This window comes from Roseovarius pelagicus, from assembly GCF_025639885.1.
GTDB classification, from domain to species: Bacteria; Pseudomonadota; Alphaproteobacteria; order Rhodobacterales; family Rhodobacteraceae; genus Roseovarius; species Roseovarius pelagicus.
This window is the reverse complement of the sequence record NZ_CP106738.1, coordinates 469,808-496,765: the sequence shown is the minus strand read 5'-3', so window position 1 is coordinate 496,765 and position 26,958 is coordinate 469,808. Positions and strand designations below refer to the sequence as shown.

Below are 26,958 nucleotides of genomic sequence, written 5' to 3'. Positions count from 1 at the left end.
GCATGGAGAAACGCTATGGAGATTCGTGAGGCGCTGACCTTCGATGATGTTCTGCTGGTTCCGGCCGCGTCCAATGTTCTGCCCAGTACGGCGGATACGCGCACGCAGGTGACGAAATCCATCTCTCTCAATATTCCGCTTCTTAGTTCTGCGATGGACACGGTGACAGAAGCGCGTATGGCGATCTGCATGGCGCAGGCTGGTGGCATGGGCGTCGTGCATCGCAATCTCGGGATCGAGGAGCAGGCGCAAGAAGTGCGGCGGGTAAAGCGTTTTGTCTCGGGCATTGTCTATAATCCGATCACCCTGACCGCCGATCAGACACTGGCAGATGCGCAGGCGCTGCAAGAGCGGTACCGGGTTTCAGGCTTTCCTGTGGTGGATGGATCGGGGCGGGTCGTGGGGATCGTGACCAACCGCGACATGCGCTTTGCCGAGGACCCGAACACGCCGGTGCGTGTGATGATGACCAGCGACGATCTGGCCATTCTACAAGAACCTGCAGATCTTGAGGAAGCCAAGTCGCTGATGAAGGCGCGGCGGATTGAAAAGCTGTTGGTTACTGACGGCAAGGGCAAGCTGACCGGCCTGCTGACGCTGAAGGACACCGAACAGGCTGTACTGAACCCCGATGCCTGCAAGGACGGGTTGGGACGATTGCGGGTCGCTGCCGCCTCGACCGTAGGGGATGCCGGGTTTGAGCGCAGTCAGGCGCTGGTCGATGCCGGCGTGGACATGATCGTGATCGATACGGCGCATGGCCATTCCGAGGGCGTCGCGATTGCGGTAGAGCGGGCCAAGAAACTGTCCAACGAAGTGCAGATTGTGGCGGGCAACGTCGCCACCGCCGAGGCCACGCGTGCCTTGATCGGGGCGGGTGCGGATGCGGTCAAGGTCGGCATCGGGCCGGGCAGTATTTGCACCACACGGATGGTGGCTGGCGTCGGCGTGCCGCAGTTGACGGCGATAATGGATTGCGCCCGTGGCGCGAACGGGGTGCCGGTGATTGCGGATGGCGGCATAAAGTTTTCAGGTGATTTTGCCAAGGCGATTGCGGCGGGTGCTTCTTGTGCGATGGTGGGCAGTATGATCGCGGGTACGGACGAAAGCCCCGGCGAGGTGATCCTCTATCAGGGCCGTTCGTATAAGGCCTATCGCGGCATGGGCAGTCTTGGCGCAATGGCGCGCGGCAGTGCCGATCGCTATTTTCAGAAGGACGCCGCCAGTGACAAGCTCGTGCCCGAAGGGATCGAAGGGCAGGTGCCGTACAAGGGTAGTGCCGGGCAGGTTATCCACCAGCTCGTCGGGGGCCTGCGCGCCGCGATGGGGTATACCGGTTGCGCAACGGTCGAGGCGATGCGGCAGAATTGCCAATTTGTGAAAATTACTGGCGCTGGATTGACCGAAAGCCATGTGCATGACGTGCAAATCACGCGCGAAAGCCCGAACTATCGGATTGGATAAATTGTACCATATCAAATCCTTGACTGTTTTTGTTAATGTGGTTGTTCGGCGGATGAATACCGCAATGGGACGATGACACCGGGCGCGCGGATACAGGCCGCCATCGAGATATTGGATGCGATCACGGATGAAACCGCTGCCGAGCGGGCGCTGACCGGATGGGCGCGCCGGTCACGGTTTGCTGGATCAAAAGATCGCGCGGCCGTGCGAGATCACGTGTTTCAGGCGCTGCGCTGCTGGCGATCCTATGCCTGTCTTGGCGGCGCAGACACGGGGCGTGGTCGGATGATTGGGGCGTTGCGCGCGGACGATACCGACCCGGCGTTGCTCTTTACCGGCGTGGGTCACGCACCGGCCCCGCTGAGTGCTGTCGAACTCACCTCAGGGACTCCTGCGGTGACAGACGCCGACCGGTTAGATCTGCAACCATGGTTGGTCGAACGTTTTCAAGGTTCGTTAGGGGATGATGCAGAGCGGGCGGCGATGGCATTACGTGCTCGCGCACCCGTCATGCTGCGGGTGAATTTGCGCAAGGGCTCCGTCGATCAGGCAATGCAATCGCTTGCAGCGGATGAGATTGCGACCGCTCCAATTGATGGCATCAATACTGCCCTGCAAGTTATAGATAATCATAGAAAAGTTCTTTCATCGGCGGCGTTTCAGAACGGCTTGGTCGAATTTCAGGACAGCTCTAGCCAAAAGGCGATGCAAACCATCGTGCTACCCGCCGGCGCGCGAATTTTGGACTATTGCGCAGGCGGCGGGGGCAAGGCGCTGGCGCTGGCAGCAAGACTGGATGCGACCATATATGCCCATGACGCCGATCCGTCGCGAATGAAAGATCTGCCCGCTCGGGCCAGCCGGGCAGGCGCGCAGATCAGGATTTTGGACGAGGATGCAGTAGCTCGGGCAGCCCCCTACGACATGGTATTGTGCGACGTGCCCTGTTCTGGCAGCGGCACATGGCGGCGCGCCCCGGACGCGAAATGGCGTCTGAGCGAAGCCAGTCTTGGGGCGCTCGTCGATGTGCAGAGCGTCATTCTGGATACAGCGCGGTCATTGATCGCACCGGGGGGGACGCTGGTCTATGCGACATGTTCGGTCCTGCAAGAGGAAAACGAGCAGCAGATCGAAGAATTTGTTCGGCGTCATTCCGGCTGGTCGGCGGTATCCGTTGCGCGTTTGCCCATCAGTGCGGTGGGGGATGGATTTTTCGTAGCGCACCTATTGCGAGAATGATAATGTTGGATGCAACCCTGACGGCGCATATTTTTTTGCATTAAGTGTACTTTAAGAACTTTGAACCAATGGTTGGGGATCGAAACACGATTACAGGATCCCGATCGCTTGACCATGACAACACAACCATTGGGACCGATCCGGCGCGCCGCCGCGCGGGGGCGTCCCCGCGCGGCGTTGATCCTTGCGTCGGCGGTTTTCTTTATGGGGGCCGCGCTCGTCGTGCCGGATGGGACGGCGCAACAGATAATTGCTGGGGTCGCGGCAATTCTGGGATGTGCTGCCCTGTGGATATGTGGCTACGCGCTGTTTCAACGCTCGGTCAATCGCACGTCGGCACAATCGCTGATGACACTGATCAAGCACGACGCGTCCCCCAGTATCGTGACCTCTGACGATGGCGCGGTTGTATGCGTCAATGATGCCGCACAAACAGTCTATCGCGCAAATCGCTGCGAAACGCTTGCTGGCGCATTGCAGAACGTATTGGCAAACCCTGGCGCGGCGCTCTTTCGTTTGAAAACTGCTGCCATGGCGCGGGGCTCTGCACATGAGGATCTGGTTACGGCGTCGGGACATATCCGGCTGAGTGTGCATCGTGCCGGAGAGGATCGGTTTTTATGGCGGATTGAGCGATCGGCAGATATGGCGGCGCGACGTGCTGATCCGCTTCCTTTGCCGATGATCACGGTTGGACGCAACAATGCCGTGCTGTTCATGAATGATGCGGCCCGCAATCTGGTGGGCGAGCGGGCCCGGACACTTGACCGGATATGCCCGAAGTTGCCCCTGCGATCAGGACAGTTCAACAACATCAGCACCCGTGATGGCCTGCAATCGTGCCTGACTGTCGCCTTAGAAGGGATGGCAGGCCGACGTGAGGTGTTCTTGCTCCCCGGTGTCGCCGCAACAGAGCGACAGCCCGATGGATGGGCATTTTTCGACGAACTGCCGGTCCCACTGCTAAAGTTGGACCCTGGCGGGCAGATTCAATTGTCGAACCGGCCGGCGCGCGCCTTACTGGGATCGGACGATTGCCAAGGCCGCCCGATCACTGACCTTCTCGAAGGGTTGGGGCGGTCACTTCCGGATTGGTTGGGCGATGCGGCGAAGGGGCGCGGTTCGCTGCATTCGGAATTTCTGCGCGTAAAACGCGCGGATCAGGATATGTTCGTTCAGGTCACACTGAACCGCGCGAGCGAAGAAGGACAGACAGTCCTGATCGCGGTGCTGAGTGATGCAACCGAGTTAAAATCACTGGAGGCGCAGTTCGTCCAGAGCCAGAAAATGCAGGCCATCGGTCAGTTGGCAGGCGGTGTTGCACATGATTTCAACAATCTGCTGACTGCGATTTCCGGGCATTGCGACCTGCTGCTCTTGCGCCATGATCAGGGCGATAGCGATTACAATGATCTGGTTCAGATCAATCAGAACGCCAATCGCGCTGCATCTCTGGTTAACCAGCTTTTGGCTTATTCGCGCAAGCAGACACTCCGGCCTGAGGTCATGGATTTGCGTGATGCAATGTCGGATCTGACTCATTTGTTGAACCGTCTGGTCGGCGAAAAGGTAATTCTGTCACTAACTCACGACCCGATGCTCTGGTCGATCCGTGCTGATAAGCGGCAGTTGGAGCAGGTGGTGATGAATCTTGTGGTCAACGCCCGCGACGCAATGCCAGAGGGGGGCGAGATTCGATTGACCACCGAAAACGTCACGCTGACAGAGCCATTGAACCGTGACCGCGCGGTAGTCGCACCTGGCCGGTATGTCAGGGTGGCGGTAACAGACGAGGGCGGGGGCATCTCATCGGACAAGCTGCAAAAAGTGTTCGAGCCATTCTTTACCACAAAACGGACGGGGGAGGGCACTGGGCTTGGCTTGTCTACGGCGTACGGAATCGTGAAGCAGACCGGAGGTTTTATCTTTGTCGACAGCGAACATGGTGTTGGCAGCCAGTTCTTCTTGTTGTTCCCAGCCTATGATGCGGTCGAAGATGTACCCAAGCCCACCATCGCACCGTTGCCGGTGGAATCGCCGGTAGACGGTGTTGTGCTGCTGGTAGAGGACGAGGCACCGGTGCGGGCTTTCGCCTCGCGTGCGTTGCAGTTGCGCGGCCTTACCGTGTTAGAAGCGGAATCGGCGGAAGATGCATTGGAGATGCTCAAAGATGACGCACTCGAAGTGGATGTATTCGTAACTGATGTGGTGATGCCCGGCTTGAACGGACCCAGTTGGGTGCAGCAGGCGCTGAAATCGCGCCCTGATGTGCGTGTTGTCTTTGTTTCGGGTTATGCCGAAGAGGATTTTGGTGATACGCAGTCGCGCATTCCAAACTCGGTTTTTCTGCCCAAACCGTTCTCGTTGACGGAATTGACGGAAATCGTGCAACGCCAATTAAATTGAGGCCTCGGGGACCGGCACATAGGCACCATCAGCCCCGATCCCGTTCCAGAGTGCGAAATCCGGCGAGAACTTGCGCCGCAATCGGCGTTCCACATCCTCAGACAACTGCGGGCCGGACGCAGCTTTGGCCGAGGCGTTGTAGCGTTCGAGCGTGATAGCGCATTGAAGCCGGTCCTGCAGAAAGCCGATGATCGCCGCCTGATCCTCGTAGCGAAACAGATGTGTGATGGCAGTACCATTGCGGGTAGGTTCAAGAAACTTGGATTGCGCTCCGACATTGGCAAAACCGGGCGTTTGCCCCTTCAGATATGCCTCGACGAAATTGTCAAAGCTGATCCCGGCTGTACTGTTGGCATGCCCGTCCAGAAATGGGCGCTGGCGATAGCGATACCAACTGCCCAGCCAGCTGACCGGCTCACGCATCACGGCCATCACATCAAGACCCTCACCAACAAATTTCTCGAGCGCGGGCCGAAAGAACCGATTGTAGCGGAATACTGGCGCATGTTTCAGTTCCGGCGGATCAGTGACGACCATCGACGCATGCCGCCCGAGGGCGGCCTGCCACGCGGTGGTCCCGGTTTTCGGGACCGATAAGAACACAAGTTTCTGTTTGGAAAACACCAACATGCACGCGCCCGCCTTTTGCCGTCTGCTCTTAGGGGTGCGCGTAAACTACTCTTTAACCCAATTGGGAAAAAGTGGAGATGTGAACAATTTTCTTGAAATGTTCTCGTTTTGTCTGCATGTAGTGTGGAACAAGAGGTGAACGAACGCAGCGATTGCCGCCCGCGCAAGGGTGTGGAATAAGGATGGGAACGAGATATGGCAACGGCAGATTTACTCAGCATGGACAGCAAGAAAAGCGCAGACAAGCAAAAGGCTCTGGATAGCGCATTGGCGCAGATAGAACGCCAGTTCGGCAAGGGATCGATCATGAAGCTGGGCGGCGAAAATGCCATCCAGGATATCGAGGCGACATCGACCGGATCGCTCGGATTGGATATTGCACTGGGGATTGGCGGTCTGCCCAAGGGCCGCGTTGTCGAAATCTACGGCCCTGAAAGCTCTGGCAAGACGACACTGACGCTGCATTGCGTTGCCGAAGAACAGAAAAAGGGCGGCGTTTGCGCTTTTGTCGATGCAGAGCATGCTCTGGATCCGCAATATGCGCGCAAGCTGGGCGTGGATCTGGACGAGTTGCTGATCAGCCAGCCCGACACGGGAGAACAGGCGCTGGAGATCGTGGATACGTTGGTTCGGTCTGGGGCCGTCAGCATGGTCGTGGTCGACTCTGTCGCGGCACTGACGCCCAAATCCGAATTGGAAGGCGACATGGGCGACAGCAGCGTGGGCGTACATGCGCGACTGATGAGCCAGGCCATGCGCAAGCTGACCGGCTCGATCAGTCGCACCAAATGTACGGTGGTGTTCATCAACCAGATTCGCATGAAGATTGGCGTCATGTTCGGTAGCCCCGAGACGACGACCGGCGGCAATGCGCTGAAGTTCTATAGCTCTGTCCGGTTGGATATCCGGCGCATCGGTGCGCTGAAAGACCGCGACGAGGTGGTGGGCAACGCCACCCGCGTCAAGGTGGTCAAGAACAAGGTCGCGCCGCCCTTCAAACAGGTGGAGTTCGACATCATGTATGGCGAAGGAATCAGCAAGATGGGTGAACTGCTCGACCTTGGGGTCAAGGCCGGTGTGGTGGAAAAATCCGGTAGCTGGTTCAGCTATGGTGACGAACGGATCGGTCAAGGGCGCGAGAATGCCAAGACCTTTTTGAAAGAAAACAGCCGCATCGCGCTGCAGATCGAGGATAAAATCCGGGCTGCGCATGGTCTAGATTTCGACATGCCAGAAGGCTCTGGCGACGATGGTGATATTCTGGAGGCATAAGCCGATCTGGCTGGGTGACGAGTTTGCGTTCAGCTTGTGCGCCACCTGACAGATAGAGAATGACAAAGGTCCGTCCGCTCCGCGCGGTCGGGCTTTTCGCTTGGACGGGGTGCGCGCCTTTTCTTGCGGTGGACAGGGCGGGCAGGGGCAGATAAATCACGAAAACCCAAAGCCCGGAAAGAGATGACCCATGCCGACGTTGAATGAAATCCGATCGACCTTTCTGAACTTCTTTGAAAGCAACGATCATGCGATCGTCGACAGCTCTCCGCTGGTGCCACGCAATGACCCGACGTTGATGTTTACGAACTCGGGCATGGTACAGTTCAAGAACCTGTTTACCGGCGTCGAGCATCGCGATTATACCCGGGCCACCACCAGCCAGAAATGCGTACGGGCCGGTGGCAAGCACAACGATCTGGATAACGTGGGCTATACCGCCCGGCATCACACGTTCTTTGAGATGTTGGGGAACTTCAGCTTTGGCGATTATTTCAAGGAACAGGCGATCCCTTACGCTTGGGATTTGCTGACCAAAGAGTTCGGGCTGGATAAATCCAAGCTGCTGGTCACGGTTTACCATACCGATGACGAGGCAGCGGATATCTGGAAGAAATACGCCGGTCTGCCGGACGACCGGATCATCCGCATCGCTACGGACGATAATTTCTGGTCGATGGGCGCCACTGGCCCCTGTGGTCCCTGCACCGAGGTGTTCTATGATCACGGGCCAGAGATCTGGGGTGGCCCTCCGGGCAGCGCTGAAGAGGATGGCGACCGTTTCATCGAAATTTGGAACCTTGTTTTCATGCAAAACGAGCGGTTCGAGGATGGCAGCCAACGTGATCTGGACATGCAGTCCATTGACACCGGCATGGGATTGGAACGGATTGGGGCCCTGCTGCAAGGCAAGCACGACAACTACGATACCGATCTGATGCGCGCGCTGATCGAGGCCAGCGCGCATGTCACCAACCACGATCCTGACGGGCCGGGCAATGTGCATCATCGAGTGATTGCGGATCACTTGCGATCTACCTCGTTCCTGATGGCGGATGGCGTGATGCCATCCAACGAGGGGCGCGGTTACGTGCTGCGCCGGATCATGCGGCGTGCTATGCGCCACGCACACCTTCTGGGGGCCAAGGATCCGGTGATGTACCGGTTGGTACCCGCTCTGGTGACGCAGATGGGGCAGGCATTTCCCGAACTGGGCCGCGCACAGTCGCTGATCGAAGAGACGCTGAAGCAAGAAGAAACCCGGTTCAAGCAAACGCTAGAACGTGGGCTGAGCATGTTGGACGATGCGGTTGCCGATTTGTCCGAAGGCGGAGAGCTGCCCGGCGAGACGGCATTCAAGCTTTATGACACCTATGGCTTTCCGCTGGACCTGACGCAGGACGCGCTGCGCGAAAAGGGATTGGGCGTTGACACTGGTGGCTTCGACGCGGCGATGGCCGAACAAAAGGCCAAGGCCCGCGCGGCATGGTCCGGCTCGGGTGAAGCGGCGGATGCCAGTATCTGGTTCGACATCGCAGAAGCCGAGGGTGTGACCGATTTTCTGGGATATGACACCGAGATGGCCGAAGGCCAAATCCGCGCATTGGTACGCGACGGCGCAGTGGTCACCGAGGCCAAAACCGGGGAGGACGTACAGATCGTCCTCAATCAAACACCGTTCTACGCCGAGTCTGGCGGGCAGGTGGGCGATACGGGCGTCGTGCGCACCGATGGCGCGCGTGCCGAGATTACCGATACCCGCAAAGTGGCGGGCGTGTTCATCCATTTTGCCAAAGTCACCGAAGGCACGCTGACCAAGGGAGATGCCGCACAGTTGGAGGTGGATCACCTCCGCCGTAGCCGTATCCGGGCGAACCATTCGGCAACGCATCTGCTGCACGAGGCGCTGCGCGCGGCACTCGGTCCCCATGTGGCACAGCGCGGCAGCCTGAATGCAGAGGATCGTCTGCGGTTCGATTTCAGCCATACCAAGGCGCTGAGCCTTGAGGAGTTGAAGCAGATTGAGGACGATGTGAACGCTTATATTCGGCAAAATGACACGGTCGAGACGCGGATTATGACCCCGGATGACGCGCGCGCGTTGGGCGCGCAGGCGCTCTTTGGCGAAAAATACGGTGATGAGGTGCGCGTGGTGTCGATGGGCACACATGCGGGCTCTGGCAAGGGGGCCGATGGCGCGACTTATTCGATCGAACTGTGCGGTGGAACTCATGTGCAGCGTACCGGTGATATTGGCGTTTTCGTCACGTTGGGCGATTCCGCGTCTAGCGCGGGCGTGCGCCGGATCGAGGCGCTGACGGGGGCGGATGCGTTCCGGTATCTCAGCGAACAGGATCACCGCGTCGCGGCATTGGCGCTGGAGTTGAAGGCACAACCGGGCGATGTGCTGGATCGGGTGCGCGGCTTGATGGATGAACGCAAGGCGTTGGGCAACGAAGTCGCGCAGTTGCGGCGCGAACTGGCGATGGCAGGTGGGGCCGGGCAGGGCGGTGGCGCTGCGGTCGAGGAAATCGGCGGCGTACGCTTCGTGGCGCAAGTGCTGAGCGGTGTGTCGGGCAAGGATCTGCCCGCGCTGTTGGACGAGCACAAAGCGCGGATAGGCAGCGGCGTGGTGTTGCTGATCGCCGATACCGACGGCAAGGCGGCTGTGGCGGCGGGCGTGACCGACGATCTGACCAGCCGAGTGTCAGCCGAGGACATCGTGAAGCTGGCGGTGGTCCAACTGGGCGGCAAGGGCGGCGGTGGCCGACCCGACATGGCCCGCGGCGGCGGGCGCGATGTCACCAATGCAGAGGCCGCGATCGAGACGGTCAGAACACTGTTGAAAGGATAGATCATGCCTGCACTATGGATTGCCCATGTGACCGTCACCGACGAAGAATCCTATGGCAAATACGCGGCCCTCGCGGGCCCGGCGATTGCCAAGCACGGGGGGCATTTTATCGCCCGTGCAGGGCGTTACGTCCAGCTGGAGGGCAAGGACCGGCCCCGTAATGTGGTCGCGCGGTTTCCCAGCTTGGAGGCTGCGGAAGCCTGCTATCATTCGCCGGAATACCAAGAAGCGTTAAGTCATGCGCGTGATGCGTCAGAGCGCGAATTACTGGTGGTTGAAACCACCGAATGATTCGTTATTCCGCGCGGTTTTTTGCCTGTGTCGCATTCAGTTGAGCGCCGTGCCGCTGACAGAAATTCTGTCTATTGAAGTCCAAAAACGAATCGGTCGACGGGTTTGATTGTTTCGCGGAATGTCTGCTGTTGAGCTATTTTGGTCTATTGTTTCGTCTGTCGGGACAGTGAAAAATCAATAACTTAGGGCGTTCAGGTCAAAACTATTGCGCGATGGCCACAGTTTCGCCGTTTTTAGTAAAATTTTCCGGTTCCCCGGCTGTTTCACGGTCATCACCAGTCTTTTCCTGTCGTGACAATGCTTTGACCTTCGGTAACATCTTCCTGTTAATTTAACATGGAGAAGAAATATGAAGACAATTATTATGGGGGCGATTGTCGCCATGGCTGCCACTGCAACTCCTGCGCTGGCTTGGGAAGGCCAGAAAGTGGCCTGCTATGACAAGGTCTGGATTCCGGCCACATATGCGACCAAGAAATACCTCGAGTATCCCGCAAAGATGAAGTGGGAGCACATGAACGGTCAAATGGTCGAAATGCACTATCCTCCGATCTACATGGAAAAGCGCTATGTAAAGACCGAAGGTCATTACGTTCTGCGCAAGGCCGTCTGCAAATAAGCTGGCCTGAACCGATTTGAGATGCGCAGACTGCTCTGCGCATCTCAACGTTTGGGGATGGGGCTGAGCGATCTCAGGTGACGTCATTTTCGTCACGTGTTCTGATGAAACACGATCTGATGAACGGCCTCTTAACCACCACAGCGATTTCCAACTTACGCCGTAATGCGCTGCAATCCTACAGGTCTATGAGACATGAAGGAGAGCAGTATGCACATGTCCAAACACAATCTAACCGCGTCGGCGCTGGCATTTTGTCTGGCGTTGATAGCAGCCGTGTCTATGGCACAGGCAGGCAGCAGCACGACCAAACTGGATCCGAACGCCAAGATTCTGGCCTGCTATAAAGAGGTCACAATCCCGGCGAAATACGATGTGAAAAAGGTTCTGGTCAAAAAGGCCGAGCAAAAATACCTACGCCAAGGGAACCTTGTCTATCTGGTCGAATACCCCGCAGTTTATCGCGAGGACAAGACATTGGTCGAGGCCGAGCATATCGTCATGCGTCAAGTGGGCTGCAAGACCAAGAAGTAGGGGCGGCCTGCGGGCCAAATCCAGTGATCCAAATTAAAACCCGCCGCATTCACATGCAGCGGGTTCTGGCAGTTCTGGCGATGTCTGAAAGGACTGATCAGATGGTCTTGGCCATCCGCTTGCGTTCATGCGGGTCCAGATAACGTTTACGCAGACGGATCGCGTTTGGCGTTACTTCGACCAGTTCATCATCGTCGATATAGGCGATGGCCTGTTCAAGGCTCATCGTGACGGGCGTGGTCAGGCGTACAGCCTCATCCGTGCCACTGGCCCGCACGTTGGTCAGCTTCTTACCCTTGAGCGGGTTCACTTCCAGATCATTTTCGCGGCTATGTTCGCCGATAATCATGCCGGTATAGATCTTGGCCTGTGGACCGATGAACATCTTGCCACGATCCTCGAGGTTCCACAGGGCAAAGGCCACCGATTCACCGTTCTCCATCGAGATTAGAACCCCTGCGCGACGGCCCGGAATGGCGCCTTTGTGCGGGGCCCAGCCGTGGAACACCCGGTTCAGCACGCCGGTGCCGCGTGTATCGGTCAGAAACTCACCGTGATAGCCGATCAGACCGCGCGAGGGCACACGGGCGATGATCCGTGTCTTGCCTGCGCCAGCAGGTTTCATCTCGGTCAGATCACCCTTGCGTGCGCCGGTCAGTTTCTCGATCACAGCGCCGGAATATTCATCGTCAACGTCGATGGTGACTTCTTCAATGGGTTCCAGACGTTGGCCGTCGTCCCCGTCACGCATGACGACCTGCGGGCGCGAGATGCTCAACTCGAATCCCTCACGGCGCATATTCTCGATCAAGACACCCATCTGCAATTCACCGCGACCTGCAACCTCGAAAGCATCGCCGCCCGGCGTGTCGCTGATCTTGATCGCGACGTTCGATTCGGCTTCTTTCATCAGTCGGTCGCGGATAACGCGGCTTTGTACCTTTTTGCCGTCACGGCCAGCCAGCGGGCTGTCGTTGATGCCGAAGGTCACGGTAATGGTTGGCGGGTCAATCGGTTGCGCCGCCAGCGGTGTATCGACGGCCAAGGCGCAGATCGTATCGGCGACGGTCGCCTTGGACATGCCGGCGAGGCTGACGATATCGCCGGCCTGTGCCTCTTCGATGTCCTGACTTGCCAGACCGCGAAACGCCTGAATCCGGGTCACGCGGAATTGCTCAATCTTTTGGCCGACGCGGCTGAGCGCCTGCACGGTGGCACCCACGCGGATATGCCCGCTTTCGACCCGGCCGGTCAGCAGGCGCCCCACAAAAGGGTCAGCGCCCAGCGTGGTGGCCAGCATGCGGAAATCATCATTCTGATGCTTGATCTGCTTGGGGGCGGGAACGTGATTAACCACCAGATCGAACAGCGCGCTGAGATCCTTGCGCGGACCATTCAGTTCGTGGTCAGCCCAGCCGGAGCGACCCGAAGCGTACATATGTGGGAAATCCAGTTGATCATCGTCAGCATCAAGATTGGCGAAGAGATCAAAACATTCATCCAGCGCACGGTCAGGTTCTGCATCTGGCTTGTCGACCTTGTTCAGCACCACAATGGGGCGCAGGCCGAGGGCCAGTGCCTTGGAGGTCACGAACTTGGTCTGTGGCATTGGGCCTTCGGCGGCATCCACCAACAGGACGACGCCATCGACCATGCTCAGGATACGTTCCACTTCGCCGCCGAAATCGGCGTGGCCGGGGGTGTCGACGATGTTGATCCGCGTGCCTTTCCACACCACCGAAGTGGGCTTGGCAAAGATCGTAATGCCGCGCTCTCGTTCCAGATCGTTGCTGTCCATGGCGCGTTCGTCCACGGCCTGATTCTGGCGAAAGGCGCCGGATTGTTTTAGCAGCTCGTCCACCAGTGTCGTTTTGCCATGGTCAACGTGGGCGATAATCGCAATATTGCGAAGGTCCATTTCGGGCGTTCCTCAGATGTTTTGTCGCGCCCTATACGCGCTTTGACTGAAAGGCCAGAGGCAAAGCAGCGAATAGGGGGGACCGCGTCGCAGCGACAACAAGCGATTTATAATCGCGCGGTAACTTTATAATCGCGCGGTAACTGTGGTTGCTCCTATAGAACGCGCGCGCGCGCCGCAACCCAGCTTGAATCGATCAAGACTTGGGGTGCGGACAGGATCGATCAACCCCAGATCGAGTCGCGCATATCCGCGCGCCGCCAGCCATTCGGTTGCATGCCAGACAGCGAGGTTGTGAGCGCACAGGGTGCGGCCACGCGACCCGCTCCAGCCGATATGATAGGTGGCCTGAGGCGCGTGTAGCAACAGCAGGATATAGGCGATAACGTCTGTGCCCTCATGTACCGCGAACAGCCTAGTGGCCTGAGGCTGTGCCTGCACCCACGCGACGGTAAAGGCCGGGGGCAGGGCCGCATAGTGACTGGCGCGGCGTTGATCCAACTCGCGCTGCAACAAGGCCGTATCGCGGGGCAGAGACAGAACCCGCGAGGTGATGCGAAGACCGTTACGCTCGGCGCGGCGCAATCTATTGCGCCATTTGCCATGCATCGCGGCGCGGCGGGCGATGCTGTCGGTCGTCAGCGAAAGTTCGGCAACCTGTCTGGGGCCGGCTGCGCGCAACCCCGGCGCATGGTTGGCGCAGTCATTGCTAATGGCCCAGAGAGCGCGAAGGCGAACCGCCCGACGCAGGCCTGCCATCATGCGATTTTGCAGGTCTTGGTCCGGCGGCGGCGTGTCCTGTCTCCAGACCGGGCCGCGCGGCATCCATGCAACCCGGAGCGGACCAAAACGCCGCAGGGCAAACTGTGACCGCCCCAAGTATCTGCCATCACAGTAGAATTCGGCCGCGCGCATATCCAGCCCCATGCGGCCAAGTGCGGCCGCATAATTTGGGTGCTGCTGGATGGCGCCGCCCGGCAAAGCGGGCGACTGATCGGGGGAGTTCAGGACAATCTGCATGACCCATCAGGTGCGGGCAAATATCCTAAAATGCCGTTAAAGCCGGATCAGAACGGGATCTCGTCGTCAAAATCACGCGACGGGCCGCCCTGATTGCCTTGGCCACCCGAAGGGCCGCCACCGCCATAATCACCACCGCCCTGACTGCCGCCGCCATAGTCACCGCCCTGTCCGCCGCTGTAGTTGCCGCCGCCGCCTTCGCCGCGTCCGTCGAGCATGGTCAATGTCCCGCCAAACCCTTGCAGGACAACCTCGGTCGAATAGCGGTCCTGACCGGACTGATCCTGCCATTTGCGGGTTTGCAACTGGCCCTCAATGTAAACCTTGGACCCTTTGCGTAGATACTGTTCTGCAATGCGCACCAGCCCCTCCTGAAAGATCGCGACCGAATGCCACTCGGTCCGTTCCTTGCGCTCGCCGGTGTTGCGGTCTTTCCACGTCTCGGAGGTGGCAATGCGTAGATTGCACACCTTGCCGCCGTTCTGGAATGTCCGAACCTCGGGGTCACGGCCCAGATTACCGATGAGGATTACCTTATTTACCGAGCCAGCCATGATCGTCTCCCTGAGCGTCTGAATGCATATGTTTGCGCGTTTACACCATCGCAAGCGCATGAAGGGAAGGTTAAAATTGGCGTAAAATGCGCTGAACCACGCGGGATGCTGCCGATTGTATCGGCTGACGCTGGAAATTGTTGCCGGAATCAGTATGATGCCCTCATTCGGGGACAGGGACTGTTTTGGGGCATGAATAAAGTCATTTCCGCCGCGTTGGCGATTTGCCTGACCACAGCGACGGCTGCTCAGGCTGATATTCTGTCGACCAAGAGCCGTGTAAAGCAATTCAAGTCGCAAACCAGTGTCTTGGATAATCGCGCGGCCAATCAATACAAAGCGTCCGTTCGTCTACAGCCTAAGAAAATCAATACCCCTACCAAATGGGGCGATGGCATTGGCAAGGCTTATGACGGACGGTATCGGGGCCAGTATTTGAAGTTGGCCAAGGCAGCTGCGCGACGTCACTCTGTGCCAGAGGACCTGTTTTTGCGGCTGATCCAGCAGGAATCAAACTGGAAACCCACCGCTCTGTCACACAAGGGCGCGATCGGTCTTGCACAGCTGATGCCGGGCACGGCCTCCGTGTTGCGGGTCGATCCCCATGATCCCAAGCAGAACCTTGAGGGCGGCGCACGATATCTGGCGCAGCAATATCGTGAATTTGGATCATGGCGGCTGGCGTTAGCGGCCTATAACGCGGGTCCCGCAGCGGTCAAAAAATACGGCGATGTGCCACCCTACAAGGAAACTAAAAATTACGTAAAAGTAATTTGGGGCAGCTAGTTACACTACAATTCTAACGTATCTGGATGTGGCGCGGCTCACGACCCGCTACGCGGCTTTTTTGGTGGCCGCGCTTTTGCGCAAAGCCGAAGGCGTCTGCCCCGTGTGATGCAGGATAAAGCGTGAGAAATACGCAGCACTGCGAAATCCCAGCTGTACCGCGACGTGACGAATCGAATCGCCACCGTCTTCCAGCATGACGCGCGCCGCGTGCAGGCTGCGCTGCGTCAGAATTTCAGCCGCAGTCAGTCCGCAACATTGCCGACAGGACCGCGTCAGATGTGTCGGGGTTACCCCCAGATCGCGTGCATAATCTGCCATCAGCATGGGGGACTGATAGTCGCGCGCCACCATCGCAGCATAGGCCGCCACCAGACGATGTGCCGCATTCGGCCGGTCGGGGGCCTCATGTGCGATCATGGCGCGCCGCAGCCAGACTGTCATCAACTGGGCATGCGCCCCAAGGGCCTCATCCGAGAAATCGCGTGGATGGTTTGATTCGCGTTGCATGGCGTCAAGCAGCGCCGTCAGTTCCATCTGGGTGTGCACTTCGCGGATGCGCAGATGCTGTGGACGATCGGGCATCAGTGTCGGACCACCGGGGGGGATAAGACACACGAGGCCAAAACATTGTGGCCCCAGTTCCAGCGAAAAGAGCGTGCCCGCCGGGATAGCCAGTGCATTATGCACACCGACTCCGCGCCGGATACCATCAACCGTAACGCGAGCCTGTCCGCGCGTAACCCAAACCAACGCGTGACGTTGTAGTGCGTGCTGAAGCGCCAACCGCCATGGAGCACCGTGCATCCATTGCGCTAAAGAGAGGATCTGTGGCGTGCTGCTCATCCGGGATGTGTCGCCTGACGGGGTTTTGTTGCGATTGGTCAATTATTCGCACAGAATATCCCTGATGTCAGCCATAAATAGTCCGAATAGAGAAATGTTTCGGCGGATGAGGAGTTATCCACATTTCATCCACAGGTCTGCCAATGCCAGTCCTTCATGCGCGCTCGAAACCACGTGCGTTGCCGTTTGGCAAACTGGCGGGTCGCAACCACGGCGTCTTGAACGGCGGCGCCAAGTGTCATTTCACCGCGCAGATAGGCAATCAACTCAGGTGCGCCAATCGCCTTTGACGAGAGGCGCGCAGGGTCCCAGTGATCCATATTCGCGCGCGCTTCGTCAAGAGCGCCGTTTGCGATCATCTGCGCAAAGCGGCCCTCAATGCGTGGTGTCAGCCATTCTTTTGGTGCGTCCAAAACGATGGCCTGAGTGATGGCACGCGGCAGCAATGGCGGCGGTGTCGCATCCTGCCAGTCGGCCAATCCGCGCCCGGTGGCCTGTTGCACCTCCCACGCGCGTTGCACACGCATCGGATTGCGGGTGTCGATCCGCATCCGCGTAGCGCCATCCAAACTGTCTATCATTTGCTGCAACGCGCCGCGCTGACGCAGCGCATCGGCCTCGGCGCGCACGGTGGCAGGGATGGTAGGTATCTCGGCCAACCCCTCGGTGAGCGCTGAAAAGTAGAGCCCGGTGCCCCCGACGATGATTGGACGATCTGGCCCAGACAGCAACGGTCTGACCTCGCGCAGCCAATGTCCGACGGAATATTCTGCATCATAAGGAATATGCCCATACAGGCGATGCGGTGCCCGCGACATTTCGGCGTCATCCGGCCGCGCCGAGAGCACGCACCAGTTGTCAAAGACCTGCAACGCATCGGCATTCACGATCACGCCGCCCTGGCGTTCGGCGATGTCCAGCGCCAACGCGGATTTACCCGATGCCGTTGGTCCGGCGATCAACACGGGCTGTTCGGGTGATAGGGAGCCTTGCCATTTCATGGCATCCGCATACCGCAAAGCGTGCAGCGATGCGAGCGGCGGCGTCAGTTTCCGCATTTGCAAGGTTTATTGCATTGAACTCAGACGATGTTTGGGACATTTTGCGCGCGACGATACGGGACCCAACATGGAGCGCGGCATATGACCGATGGCGATACCCCCAAAACAACCTTCAAACGCGTAATGCTGAAGATTTCGGGGGAGGCGCTGATGGGGGACACCGCCTATGGTCTGCACCCGCCCACGGTCGAGAGGATCGCACGCGAAGTGCAGAACGTGCATGATATGGGGGTCGAGATCTGCATGGTCATTGGCGGTGGCAACATCTTTCGCGGCCTTTCGGGCAGCGCGCAGGGGATGGAGCGTACCACTGCCGATTACATGGGAATGCTGGCGACGGTGATGAACGCACTGGCAATGCAAAGCGCGCTGGAAAAGCTGGGTGTGTTCTGCCGGGTCATTTCGGCCATTCGCATGGACGAGGTGGCAGAGCCCTATATCCGCCGCCGCGCTGTGCGTCACCTAGAGAAAAAGCGTGTTTGCATTTTTGCCGCGGGGACGGGAAACCCATATTTCACCACCGACACTGCCGCGACGCTGCGTGCCAATGAAATGGCTTGTCAGGCGATTCTGAAGGGAACCAAGGTCGACGGCGTTTACGACAAAGATCCGGTGACCAATGATGACGCCGTGCGGTTTGAGCGGATCACATATGATGACGTGCTGGCCAAACATCTGAAAGTCATGGACGCCAGCGCCATTGCGCTGGCGCGCGACAACAATCTGCCGATCATCGTTTTCAGTCTGGATGAACCCGGCGGCTTCAAGGGTATTCTGGCCGGGGAAGGCACCTATACAACAGTGCATAGCTGACGCTAGGGTTGACACATACGCGCGCAACAGACCGCGAAGGGAAAGAGTAAAATGGCCGAGGATATCGAAATAGACACCGCTGATCTGGAACGTCGGATGGAGGGCGCGATTGCGTCACTACGGACCGAGTTCGCATCGCTGCGCACGGGCCGTGCTTCTGCGGCGATGCTGGAGCCGGTGATGGTGGACGCTTACGGTGCGCAGACACCAATAAATCAGGTGGGTACCGTCAACGTACCAGAGCCGCGCATGGTCACAATCAACGTGTGGGACAAGGGGCTGGTGAACAAGGTAGAGAAGGCCATCCGCGAGAGCGGGCTGGGTATCAACCCGCAGATGAATGGCACGATCATCATGCTGCCCATTCCCGAGCTGAACGAAGAACGCCGCCGCGAGTTGACCAAGGTGGCCTCGCAATACGCCGAGCACGCGCGCGTTGCGATCCGCAACATTCGTCGCGACGGCATGGACCAGATCAAGAAAGCCAAAGGCGATGGCATGTCCGAGGACGACCAGAAGTTCTGGGAGACCGAAGTGCAGGATCTGACCGACAAGCTCATTGTTCAGGTGGACAAGCAGTTGGAGACAAAACAAGCGGAGATCATGCAAGTCTGATGCCCGATGGAGCCCAGGAAAAACAAGAGCAGGGCACGCAATGTGGGCCCCGACACGTCGCCGTCATCATGGATGGTAATGGTCGCTGGGCACAATCGCGCGGACGCCCCCGGCTCTTTGGGCATCATGCCGGCGCCAAACGGGTGCGTGAGATTGTCGAGGCTTGCCCTGATCTGGGCGTTAAATACCTGACGGTTTTCGCTTTCTCGACTGAGAACTGGAAGCGTACCCAGACCGAGGTTGCCGGTCTGATGAGCCTGTTTCGGCGCTACATCACCAAAGAGGCGCGCGCGCTGTGTGACGAGGGCGTGCGCGTGCGGTTTATTGGTGATCGGGTGCGGCTGGATAACAAGCTGATATCGTTGATGGACGAATTGGAACAGATGACGCAGGCCAACGACCGCGTGCACCTGACGATCGCGCTGAATTATGGCAGTCGCGACGAGGTAAGCCGTGCGATCAAGCGGCTGGCCGAGGATGTGGCGTCGGGTGAGTTGTCACCGCAGGACGTGACCGAAACCACGCTGACGCGGTATCTGGACACGCACGTGTTACCCGACCCCGATCTGGTGATCCGCACCAGCGGGGAGGCAAGGATTTCCAACTTCTTGCTCTGGCAATCTGCCTATGCGGAATATGAATTTATCGACACGTTATGGCCGGATTTCACCCGTGACGTATTCACCAAGCTTGTCGGAAGTTACGGCAAACGAGAGCGCCGTTTCGGTGCTGTAACGCTATGAGCCATCGGGCATGAGCAACACGGCGCGCTGGAGCGATCTGGGACCGCGGGTGATTTCGGCCGTGGTGATGCTGGCGATCGGCGCTGTGGCGCTGTGGCTAGGCGGTTATGTCTTTGCTGTCGGGGTGTGGGTCATTGGCGCGCTGATGATCTGGGAACTGGTGCGTATGCTGGCCCCCGACGCGCGCGGCGCGCCAGTACGTCTGGCGCTGGTCTCGGGCGGGGCGCTGGTGCTGGCATGGTTATTGCCGGGGATGCTGGTGCTGCCGCTGTTGATCGGCGCGGCGATTGTCGGCGCGGGCCAGTTGCCGCGCGACTGGGTCCGCTATGCCTGCTTTGCCGCAGCGATTTTATTGGCGTGCCATGCCATGGTGATGCTGCGCGAAGTGGCCGGGCTGGCGTGGATTCTATGGGTGATCTGCGTTGTCATCGCTTCTGACGTGGCGGGATATTTTGTTGGCAAGACGTTGGGCGGTCGCAAGTTCTGGCCGCGTATCAGCCCTAAGAAAACATGGTCCGGCACCATTGGCGGTTGGGTGGCCGCGGCACTGGTCGGGTTTATCTTCGGTGCAGTGACCGGGGCAGGCGTCCTGCTCGCCCCGATCTCGGTTCTGATCGCGTTTGCCGGGCAGATGGGCGACATCTGGGAAAGTGCGATCAAACGACATGCGGGCGTCAAGGACAGTTCGAACCTCATCCCCGGCCATGGCGGGGTGCTGGATCGGTTCGATGCAATGCTTGGCGCTGCACTGGCGGCCAGTCTGCTCTGGGGGTTGAGCCTGATGCCGGGGCTGGCATGAGGCGTGTAACGATACTTGGGGCGACGGGATCTATCGGGCAGAACACGCTCGACCTGATCCGACGCGCGCCAAAGGGCCATTATCAGGTGGTTGCTCTGACCGGCGGGCGCAATATCGCTCAACTGGCGGCAGACGCCAGAGAGTTCGGCGCAGCACTGGCCGTGACGGCACATGATGACCTTTTGGCGCCCTTGCGCGCGGCACTTGCAGGTAGTCGGGTCGAGGCGGCCGCAGGCGAAGCGGCGCTGATCGACGCTGCACAGCGCCCCGCGGACTGGACCATGTCCGCCATCGTCGGTGTGGCGGGGTTGGCACCGGGGCTGGCGGCGCTGGAAAACGGCGGTACACTGGCATTGGCCAACAAGGAATCGCTGGTGACGGCCGGACCACTGATGATGGCGCAGGCACGGGCCACGGGTGCGCGCATCCTGCCTGTCGACAGCGAGCATTCCGCGATTTTTCAGGCCCTGATGGGCGAGGACATCACCGCTGCGCGCAGGGTGATCATCACTGCGTCGGGCGGTGCTTTTCGAGATTGGCCACTGGCGCAGATGCAAACGGCTACTGTTGCGCAGGCATCGGCCCATCCCAATTGGGAGATGGGTCAGCGCATCACAATCGACAGTGCCTCTATGTTCAACAAGGCATTGGAAGTTATAGAAGCCAAAGAGTTTTTTGGATTTTCACCTGATCAGATCGAAGTGGTGGTTCACCCGCAATCCATCGTTCACGCGCTGGTTGGGTTTTGCGACGGGGGCCTGATGGCCCATGTCGGCCCGCCCGATATGCGCCATGCCATCGGCTATGCGCTTAACTGGCCCGAACGGCGCGCACTGCCAGTCGAAGCGATTGATCTGCCAACGATTGGTCGGTTGGATTTCACGGCCCCCGATCCTGCGCGCTATCCTGCACTGCCGCTCGCGTGGCAGGTGATGGATGCGGGTGGTCTGACAGGGGCAGTTTTCAATGCCGCCAAAGAGCGCGCGCTTGACCACTTTATCGCTGGCGATGTGGGTTTTATGGCGATGGCAGACTTGGTGAAGGACGCGCTGGACGGGCTGGCCGGGCACCCGGACATTACGACATCCGAAATCACGCTTGAAAGAGTTCGGGCGGTGGACCACCTTACACGGCAACACATAGACACGCAGGCAGGCCGCAGGGCCGGTTAGGACAGGGTTTTGGATATTTCCACGATGATACCGCAGTTTGGCGGCGCTTTTATGACGTTTATCGCCTTTGTTGTCGCCCTGTCGGTGATCGTCGCGATCCATGAATACGGCCATTACATCGTCGGGCGCTGGTCCGGCATCAAGGCCGAGGTGTTCAGTCTCGGGTTCGGCCCGGTCTTGTTCTCGCGGATGGATCGGCACGGCACGCGTTGGCAATTGGCGGCGCTGCCCTTTGGAGGATATGTCAAGTTTCTGGGGGATTCGAATGCCGCCAGTGGCAAGGACGAAGACGCGATCGAAGCGGCCCAAACCGATCCCGCTCGTTTGCGGCAGACAATGCACGGTGCGCCACTCTGGGCGCGCACGGCCACGGTGGCGGCGGGTCCTGTGTTCAATTTTGCACTGTCGATCCTCGTCTTTGCCGCGATCATGATGACCCAAGGCAAACCGACCGATCCGATCACCATTGGGACCCTCAAACCGATGCCGGTGACCGGCGTTACCCTGCGTCCGGGGGATCAGTTGCTCTCGGTGGCAGGGGTGACGATGCCAGATGCCGAGGCACCGGACGCCTTCGAGACGTTTAGCGATGCGCTGCCGCATACGGCGCTGGTGGAGTATGGCGTTTTGCGCGATGGCACCAAACAAAGCGCCATTGGCCCGCACCCGTTGCCGCCCATCGTTGATCAACTCGCGCCACAATCGGCGGCCTATTCCATCGACATGAAGCCGGGCGACGTCATTACCGCCATAGACGGCAAGGCAATCGCGTCCTTCGACCAACTGAAACAGATGGTCGAGGGGTCGAATGGCCGCGTTCTGCGGCTGGATGTATGGCGTGCCGGAGAGATGTTGGAGTTTGCACTGAAGCCGCGCGCGGTGGATGAAATCCAGTCAGAAGGTGGTTTTAAAACCTCGTGGCGGATCGGTATCGCGGGCGGCTGGTCGTTTGAGCCGGGAACCGAGCGGCTGGGACCAATTGAGGCAGTCGCTGGCGGCGCGGTACAGACAGCAACAGTCATCGAAAGCTCGCTTTCGGGGCTTTACTACATGATCACGGGTGCAATTAGCAGCTGTAACATGTCAGGCCCCCTCGGAATCGCACAGGTATCCGGCGCAATGGCCAGCCAAGGCACAGAAAGCTTTATTTGGTTTATTGCGGTCCTGTCGACCGCCGTTGGTCTGCTGAACCTGTTTCCGATCCCGGTACTGGATGGTGGGCATCTGGCGTTTTACGCGTTCGAGGCCGTGACCGGACGCCCGCCAAGTGATCGCGCGTTGCGCATTCTTATGACAGCAGGACTGACATTGGTTCTGGGTCTGATGGTCTTTGCGTTGACACAAGATCTGTTCTGTCCCTGATGGACAGATCGTGGGGGCGGCGGGGCGCGTCGCCTTAATCTTGCCATATTTGCATGCTGCTTTGTGCCACAATGCCCGGCCATAGTTCCTGATGAACGTGAGAATCGTAAGGAAAAGCAAATGCAAACGCTTATTGGCGGGTATCGTGGGCTTAGCGTGATGTTCGATGTGAACCGGGATCGTATGTTGTCTCTTGGTGTAATCGTCGCGTCGCTTTTTCTGGCATCTTATATCACCTCAGTCTAAGTGACCGGACGCAAGACTGCGCCCTTCGGACAACAGGGCCGAGCGGCGCATCATTGGCGTTTTGACAAGGTCCCAGAGACCCGTTACTGACAATCACACTGGGATGTCTGACTGGGTTTGAGCAATGAAATGTACGAATGACCTGCGCCGTGGGCGCAAGGCGATTTCCGCACTTACGCGGACACTGTCGGCCTTATTGCTGATCTGCTTGTTTTCATTTAGCTTTTCCGTAATCGCATCCCCCGCTTCCGCGCAGAGTTATCGGTTCAGTTCGGTTTCGATTGAGGGCAATCAACGTATCGAGGCGGGAACGATCCTGACCTATGCGGGAATCGCCCGTGGCCAAAGTGTCAGCGCAGGTGAGTTGAACGATGCCTATCAACGCATTCTGGCAAGCGGGCTTTTCGAAGAAGTCGTGATCAATCCCCGTGGCAGCACTCTGGAGATCCGGGTCAAGGAATATCCGACGATTTCCAAGATCAACTTTGAGGGCAACAAGAAGATCAAGGATGAGGACCTGATCGGCTTCATCGAAAGTGCCCCAAGGCAGGTGTTCAACCCGGCCAAAGCAGAGCGTGACGCAGCCACCATCATCGAAGCTTACGCCGAAACAGGGCGGTCGGCTGCCCGTGTCACCCCTCGTGTGATCCGACGCAGTGATAACCGCGTCGATCTGGTGTTCGAAATTTTCGAAGGCCGCAAGATTGAGGTGCAGCGCATTTCCATAGTTGGCAACCGCGCCTATTCGGATCGTCGTCTGCGCCGTGTCCTGCAATCCAAGCAGACCGGGATTTTCCGGGCGCTGGTGAACCGCGATACCTTTGTCGAGGATCGTATCGAATTTGATAAGCAGGTGTTGGCCGATTTCTACGCCGCACGCGGCTATGTCGATTTCCGAGTGACTGGGGTAAACGCTGAACTGGCGCGCGAGCGCGATACGTATTTCGTGACCTTCAACGTACAAGAAGGTCAGCAGTTCCGGTTCGGCCAGATTACCACGATCAGTGAGATCAACGGCGTCGAGGCCGAAGAATATCAGGCCGCGCTGAAAATCAAACCCGGAGTGGTCTATTCACCTTCGCTGGTCGAAAACTCGATCGCCCGGATGGAGCGGTTGGGCATTCGCCAAGGACACGACTTCTTGCGCGTAGAACCGCGCATCAGCCGCAATGACCGCGACCTGACGCTGGATGTCGAGTTTGTGATTCTGCGTGGCCCGCGCATCTTTGTTGAGCGCATTGATATCGAGGGCAACACCACGACGCTGGACCGCGTAATCCGCCGCCAGTTTGATACGGTCGAGGGCGATCCCTTTAATCCGCGCGAAATCCGCGAAACAGCTGAACGTATCCGCGCGTTGGATTTCTTTACCTCTGCTGATGTGGATGCACGCGAGGGGTCTCGGCCCGATCAGGTTGTGGTTGATGTGGATGTCGAGGAAAAATCGACAGGCACATTGTCCTTCGGTGCGTCCTATTCCACCAGCGGCGGTATCGGCGTGCAGGTCGGATTCTCCGAGCGGAATTTCCTTGGGCGTGGCCAACGCCTGTCCGCTTCGGTTGCGGCGGCGGCAGACAACATCAACTACAACATTGATTTCGTCGAGCCTGCCTTCCTTGGGCGGGACGTGGCTTTTGGCCTGAGTTTCAGCCTGTTGGAGACCGACGGTGATTACGCTCTATACGACACGACAATCGGTAATTTCCGCCCCAGTTTGACCTTCCCGGTCAGTGAAAACGGGCGTCTGAGCCTGTCCTATAGTGCCGGTTACAAGGAAATGGACAACTACACTGGTGCAAGTGCGGTTCTGACCGCAGAATCGGCCGTCGGTGGGCTCTTCTCCAGTGGTGTTGGTTATAACTACACTTACGACACGCGCCGGACCGGCCTGAACCCGAATGCGGGCGTATTGCTGTCCTTTGGTCAGGATTTTTACGGGCTGGGTGGCGACTCTGAATATATCAAGAGTTCTGCCCGCGCCATTGCACAGACAAAGGTCCTGAACGAAGAAGTGACGCTGCGTGCAACACTGGAAGGCGGTGCCTTGCACTTTAGCAGCGGCCAGAACAGCCGCGCCGTGGATCGTTTCTCGGGGCAGATCATGCGCGGGTTCGAACCGAACGGTATCGGTCCGGTCCAATCGGGCGAGCAGCTGGGCGGTAATTTTTATGCAGCATTGAAGCTGGATGCAGAATTCCCGCTGGGCCTGCCCGATGAGTACGGGATCACGGCCGGGGCGTTCTATGACATGGGCGCGATCTGGGATGTGAACAACGTCGCAGGCGGCACGCCGATCTCGTCGCAAGGCTTCAAACCACGTCACGTTGTCGGGGTTGCTGTGATCTGGCAGTCACCCTTTGGTCCGCTGCGTTTCAACTTCAGCCATGCGTTGCAAAAAGAAGCGTCAGACAAGGAACAGCAGTTCGACCTGACGATCCAGTCGGAATTCTGATCATGCGGATCTGGCGTCGACTTGCGCTGATGGTCGCGCTGGTCTGCGCCGCACCCGGACTGGTTCTGGCGCAGGATTTGGGGACGGTCCAGAGCCAGATCCTTGTCCTCGACATCGAGGGGCTGTTCAACAGATCGAAAGCCGGACAGCGGATCACGCGCGACTACCAGGCAGAGCGCGAGCGGTTGATTGCCAGCAATCGCCGGATCGAGGCGGATTTGCGCGCGGAAGAGCAGGCCCTGACCGAAAAGCGTCCCACGATGACGCCCGCTGCCTTTCGCGATCTGGCCGACGCCTTTGACGCAAAAGTGCGTGGCATTCGGCAGGACAATGAACGCGAGGCACTGGATCTGGAGCGGCGGCGCGAGGTTGCACCGCTACAACTGATGCGCTTGGCAGAGCCGGTTCTGGTGCAGATCATGCGTGATACGGGTGGCATCGTCATCCTTGATCACCGGCAGGTGTTGCTGCGTGCCGACGTGATCGATATCACCGATCTGGCGATTTCCCGTGTGGATGTGGCGATTGGTGACGGTACCCGTCCTGTGGATGGCCCCCCACCGGAGGACGGCACGCCAGATGCCTCCCCGGATGTCACGCCAGATCAACTAGATCCTGAAACGGCGCAACCCGAGTCGACAGAGCCGGGTACATCTCAGGATTAGCGTGTTGTGAACCGACCAAGACCGATGCAACGGGTGGCGGTCAGCCGCGCCTTGGATTGAGGTTGCTTGCTCACGGCTTACCGAGTTGGTAGTGAAAAGGGGACGAGTGCCCGCGCGAAAGGACTAAAATGACCGAGCCGCTCAAAAGCGCCGATATCCACTTGATCCAGCGTATCATTCCGCATCGTTACCCGTTTCTGTTAGTCGACAAGGTGCGTGATATCGACGGGTATTCCACCGCCGTCGGGATCAAGAACGTCACCATGAATGAACCGCATTTTCAGGGACATTTCCCCGGCAAGCCCATCATGCCCGGCGTCACCATCGTCGAGGCGATGGCGCAGACCGCTGCCGTCATGGTCGGCACCGCGCTGGATATGGCAGATCGCAATATGCTGGTTTATTTCATGGCCATCGAGGCCTGCAAATTCCGCCGCATGGTCGTACCCGGCGATACGCTGGAAATGACGCTGACCACGTTGCGTGGCAAGCCGGGCGCGAAAGTCTGGAAATTCGGTGGCGTCGCCCAAGTCGACGGTGAAATGGCCTGTGAAGCACAGTTCACCGCGATGATGGACCTCTCCGGGGAATGAC

At 58.6% G+C, this 26,958-nt stretch carries 25 protein-coding genes; 19 read left to right on the top strand and 6 right to left on the bottom strand.

Going from position 1 to position 26,958, the window contains the following annotated elements:
• Positions 1 to 15 precede the first annotated feature (15 nt).
• The 3 genes from guaB (at position 16) to N7U68_RS03435 (ending at position 5,109) form a co-directional block, all read left to right on the top strand.
• Positions 16 to 1,464 carry an IMP dehydrogenase gene (gene guaB, locus N7U68_RS03445; protein ID WP_263048231.1) on the top strand — a complete coding sequence of 483 codons (1,449 nt, stop codon included), beginning with the start codon at positions 16 to 18 and terminating at the stop codon, positions 1,462 to 1,464.
• 72 nt (positions 1,465 to 1,536) lie between these two features.
• Positions 1,537 to 2,703: an SAM-dependent methyltransferase gene (locus tag N7U68_RS03440; protein WP_263048230.1), complete on the top strand. Its 1,167-nt coding sequence runs from the start codon at positions 1,537 to 1,539 to the stop codon at positions 2,701 to 2,703.
• A 114-nt stretch (positions 2,704 to 2,817) separates the two neighbouring features.
• Positions 2,818 to 5,109 carry a hybrid sensor histidine kinase/response regulator gene (locus N7U68_RS03435; RefSeq protein WP_263049107.1) on the top strand — a complete coding sequence of 764 codons (2,292 nt, stop codon included), beginning with the start codon at positions 2,818 to 2,820 and terminating at the stop codon, positions 5,107 to 5,109.
• Here N7U68_RS03435 and N7U68_RS03430 read toward each other — a convergent pair.
• Positions 5,101 to 5,739: a gamma-glutamyl kinase gene (locus tag N7U68_RS03430; protein WP_263048229.1), complete on the bottom strand. Its 639-nt coding sequence runs from the start codon at positions 5,737 to 5,739 to the stop codon at positions 5,101 to 5,103. The two genes, N7U68_RS03435 and N7U68_RS03430, sit on opposite strands and share 9 nt — an antisense overlap.
• 195 nt (positions 5,740 to 5,934) lie before the next feature.
• Here N7U68_RS03430 and recA point away from each other — a divergent pair, with 195 nt between their 5' ends.
• The 5 genes from recA to N7U68_RS03405 all read left to right on the top strand — a co-directional run bounded on the left by recA (position 5,935) and on the right by N7U68_RS03405 (position 11,312).
• Positions 5,935 to 7,011 carry a recombinase RecA gene (recA, locus tag N7U68_RS03425; RefSeq protein ID WP_165192137.1) on the top strand — a complete coding sequence of 359 codons (1,077 nt, stop codon included), beginning with the start codon at positions 5,935 to 5,937 and terminating at the stop codon, positions 7,009 to 7,011.
• Positions 7,012 to 7,201: 190 nt separating this feature from the next.
• Entirely contained in the window at positions 7,202 to 9,865 is a 2,664-nt protein-coding gene (alaS, locus tag N7U68_RS03420) for an alanine--tRNA ligase (RefSeq protein WP_263048228.1), read from the top strand.
• Between the two features lie 3 nt (positions 9,866 to 9,868).
• Entirely contained in the window at positions 9,869 to 10,156 is a 288-nt protein-coding gene (locus tag N7U68_RS03415) for a DUF1330 domain-containing protein (RefSeq protein ID WP_165192139.1), read from the top strand.
• 352 nt (positions 10,157 to 10,508) lie between these two features.
• Positions 10,509 to 10,778: a hypothetical protein gene (locus N7U68_RS03410; protein WP_165192140.1), complete on the top strand. Its 270-nt coding sequence runs from the start codon at positions 10,509 to 10,511 to the stop codon at positions 10,776 to 10,778.
• A 216-nt stretch (positions 10,779 to 10,994) separates the two neighbouring features.
• On the top strand, positions 10,995 to 11,312 hold the full coding sequence (locus tag N7U68_RS03405) for a hypothetical protein (protein ID WP_263048227.1): 318 nt from the start codon (positions 10,995 to 10,997) through the stop codon (positions 11,310 to 11,312).
• A 97-nt stretch (positions 11,313 to 11,409) separates the two neighbouring features.
• Here the strand turns inward: N7U68_RS03405 and typA are convergent, their stop codons facing one another.
• The 3 genes from typA to N7U68_RS03390 form a co-directional block, all read right to left on the bottom strand.
• Entirely contained in the window at positions 11,410 to 13,230 is a 1,821-nt protein-coding gene (typA, locus tag N7U68_RS03400) for a translational GTPase TypA (RefSeq protein ID WP_165192142.1), read from the bottom strand.
• Positions 13,231 to 13,356: 126 nt separating this feature from the next.
• Positions 13,357 to 14,250 (bottom strand): GNAT family N-acetyltransferase, encoded by an 894-nt coding sequence (locus N7U68_RS03395; protein WP_263048226.1) that lies wholly within the window; start codon positions 14,248 to 14,250, stop codon positions 13,357 to 13,359.
• Positions 14,251 to 14,297: 47 nt separating this feature from the next.
• On the bottom strand, positions 14,298 to 14,804 hold the full coding sequence (locus N7U68_RS03390) for a single-stranded DNA-binding protein (RefSeq protein WP_308446162.1): 507 nt from the start codon (positions 14,802 to 14,804) through the stop codon (positions 14,298 to 14,300).
• A gap of 192 nt (positions 14,805 to 14,996) precedes the next feature.
• On the opposite strand from N7U68_RS03390, the gene N7U68_RS03385 reads away from it, so the two are divergent.
• A complete protein-coding gene (locus tag N7U68_RS03385) occupies positions 14,997 to 15,590 on the top strand; it encodes a lytic transglycosylase domain-containing protein (protein ID WP_165197565.1) in 594 nt (197 codons plus the stop codon).
• Between the two features lie 48 nt (positions 15,591 to 15,638).
• On the opposite strand, the gene N7U68_RS03380 is transcribed toward N7U68_RS03385, so the two are convergent.
• Both N7U68_RS03380 and miaA read right to left on the bottom strand, forming a co-directional pair.
• Complete coding sequence (locus N7U68_RS03380) at positions 15,639 to 16,436, bottom strand: helix-turn-helix transcriptional regulator (protein WP_165192145.1); 798 nt, start codon at positions 16,434 to 16,436, stop codon at positions 15,639 to 15,641.
• 125 nt (positions 16,437 to 16,561) lie between these two features.
• A complete protein-coding gene (gene miaA, locus N7U68_RS03375) occupies positions 16,562 to 17,437 on the bottom strand; it encodes a tRNA (adenosine(37)-N6)-dimethylallyltransferase MiaA (RefSeq protein WP_263048225.1) in 876 nt (291 codons plus the stop codon).
• Between the two features lie 141 nt (positions 17,438 to 17,578).
• Here miaA and pyrH point away from each other — a divergent pair, with 141 nt between their 5' ends.
• From pyrH to fabZ, 10 genes are all read left to right on the top strand, one after another.
• Positions 17,579 to 18,310 carry a UMP kinase gene (pyrH, locus tag N7U68_RS03370; protein WP_165192147.1) on the top strand — a complete coding sequence of 244 codons (732 nt, stop codon included), beginning with the start codon at positions 17,579 to 17,581 and terminating at the stop codon, positions 18,308 to 18,310.
• A 51-nt stretch (positions 18,311 to 18,361) separates the two neighbouring features.
• On the top strand, positions 18,362 to 18,925 hold the full coding sequence (gene frr, locus N7U68_RS03365; RefSeq protein WP_165192148.1) for a ribosome recycling factor: 564 nt from the start codon (positions 18,362 to 18,364) through the stop codon (positions 18,923 to 18,925).
• Positions 18,925 to 19,668 (top strand): undecaprenyl pyrophosphate synthase, encoded by a 744-nt coding sequence (gene uppS, locus N7U68_RS03360; protein ID WP_165192149.1) that lies wholly within the window; start codon positions 18,925 to 18,927, stop codon positions 19,666 to 19,668. Before frr ends, uppS begins: the two co-directional genes overlap by 1 nt.
• A gap of 10 nt (positions 19,669 to 19,678) precedes the next feature.
• Entirely contained in the window at positions 19,679 to 20,467 is a 789-nt protein-coding gene (locus N7U68_RS03355; RefSeq protein ID WP_165192150.1) for a phosphatidate cytidylyltransferase, read from the top strand.
• A complete protein-coding gene (gene dxr, locus N7U68_RS03350; protein WP_263048224.1) occupies positions 20,464 to 21,639 on the top strand; it encodes a 1-deoxy-D-xylulose-5-phosphate reductoisomerase in 1,176 nt (391 codons plus the stop codon). Before N7U68_RS03355 ends, dxr begins: the two co-directional genes overlap by 4 nt.
• Before the next feature lie 9 nt (positions 21,640 to 21,648).
• Positions 21,649 to 23,001, top strand: a complete 1,353-nt coding sequence (gene rseP, locus N7U68_RS03345) for an RIP metalloprotease RseP (protein WP_263048223.1) — start codon at positions 21,649 to 21,651, stop codon at positions 22,999 to 23,001.
• 120 nt (positions 23,002 to 23,121) lie between these two features.
• On the top strand, positions 23,122 to 23,247 hold the full coding sequence (locus N7U68_RS03340; protein ID WP_263048222.1) for a hypothetical protein: 126 nt from the start codon (positions 23,122 to 23,124) through the stop codon (positions 23,245 to 23,247).
• Between the two features lie 124 nt (positions 23,248 to 23,371).
• Positions 23,372 to 25,699, top strand: a complete 2,328-nt coding sequence (gene bamA, locus N7U68_RS03335) for an outer membrane protein assembly factor BamA (protein WP_263048221.1) — start codon at positions 23,372 to 23,374, stop codon at positions 25,697 to 25,699.
• A gap of 2 nt (positions 25,700 to 25,701) precedes the next feature.
• Positions 25,702 to 26,364: an OmpH/Skp family outer membrane protein gene (locus N7U68_RS03330; RefSeq protein WP_263048220.1), complete on the top strand. Its 663-nt coding sequence runs from the start codon at positions 25,702 to 25,704 to the stop codon at positions 26,362 to 26,364.
• Positions 26,365 to 26,492: 128 nt separating this feature from the next.
• Entirely contained in the window at positions 26,493 to 26,957 is a 465-nt protein-coding gene (gene fabZ / locus N7U68_RS03325) for a 3-hydroxyacyl-ACP dehydratase FabZ (protein ID WP_165192155.1), read from the top strand.
• Position 26,958: the final 1 nt, after the last annotated feature.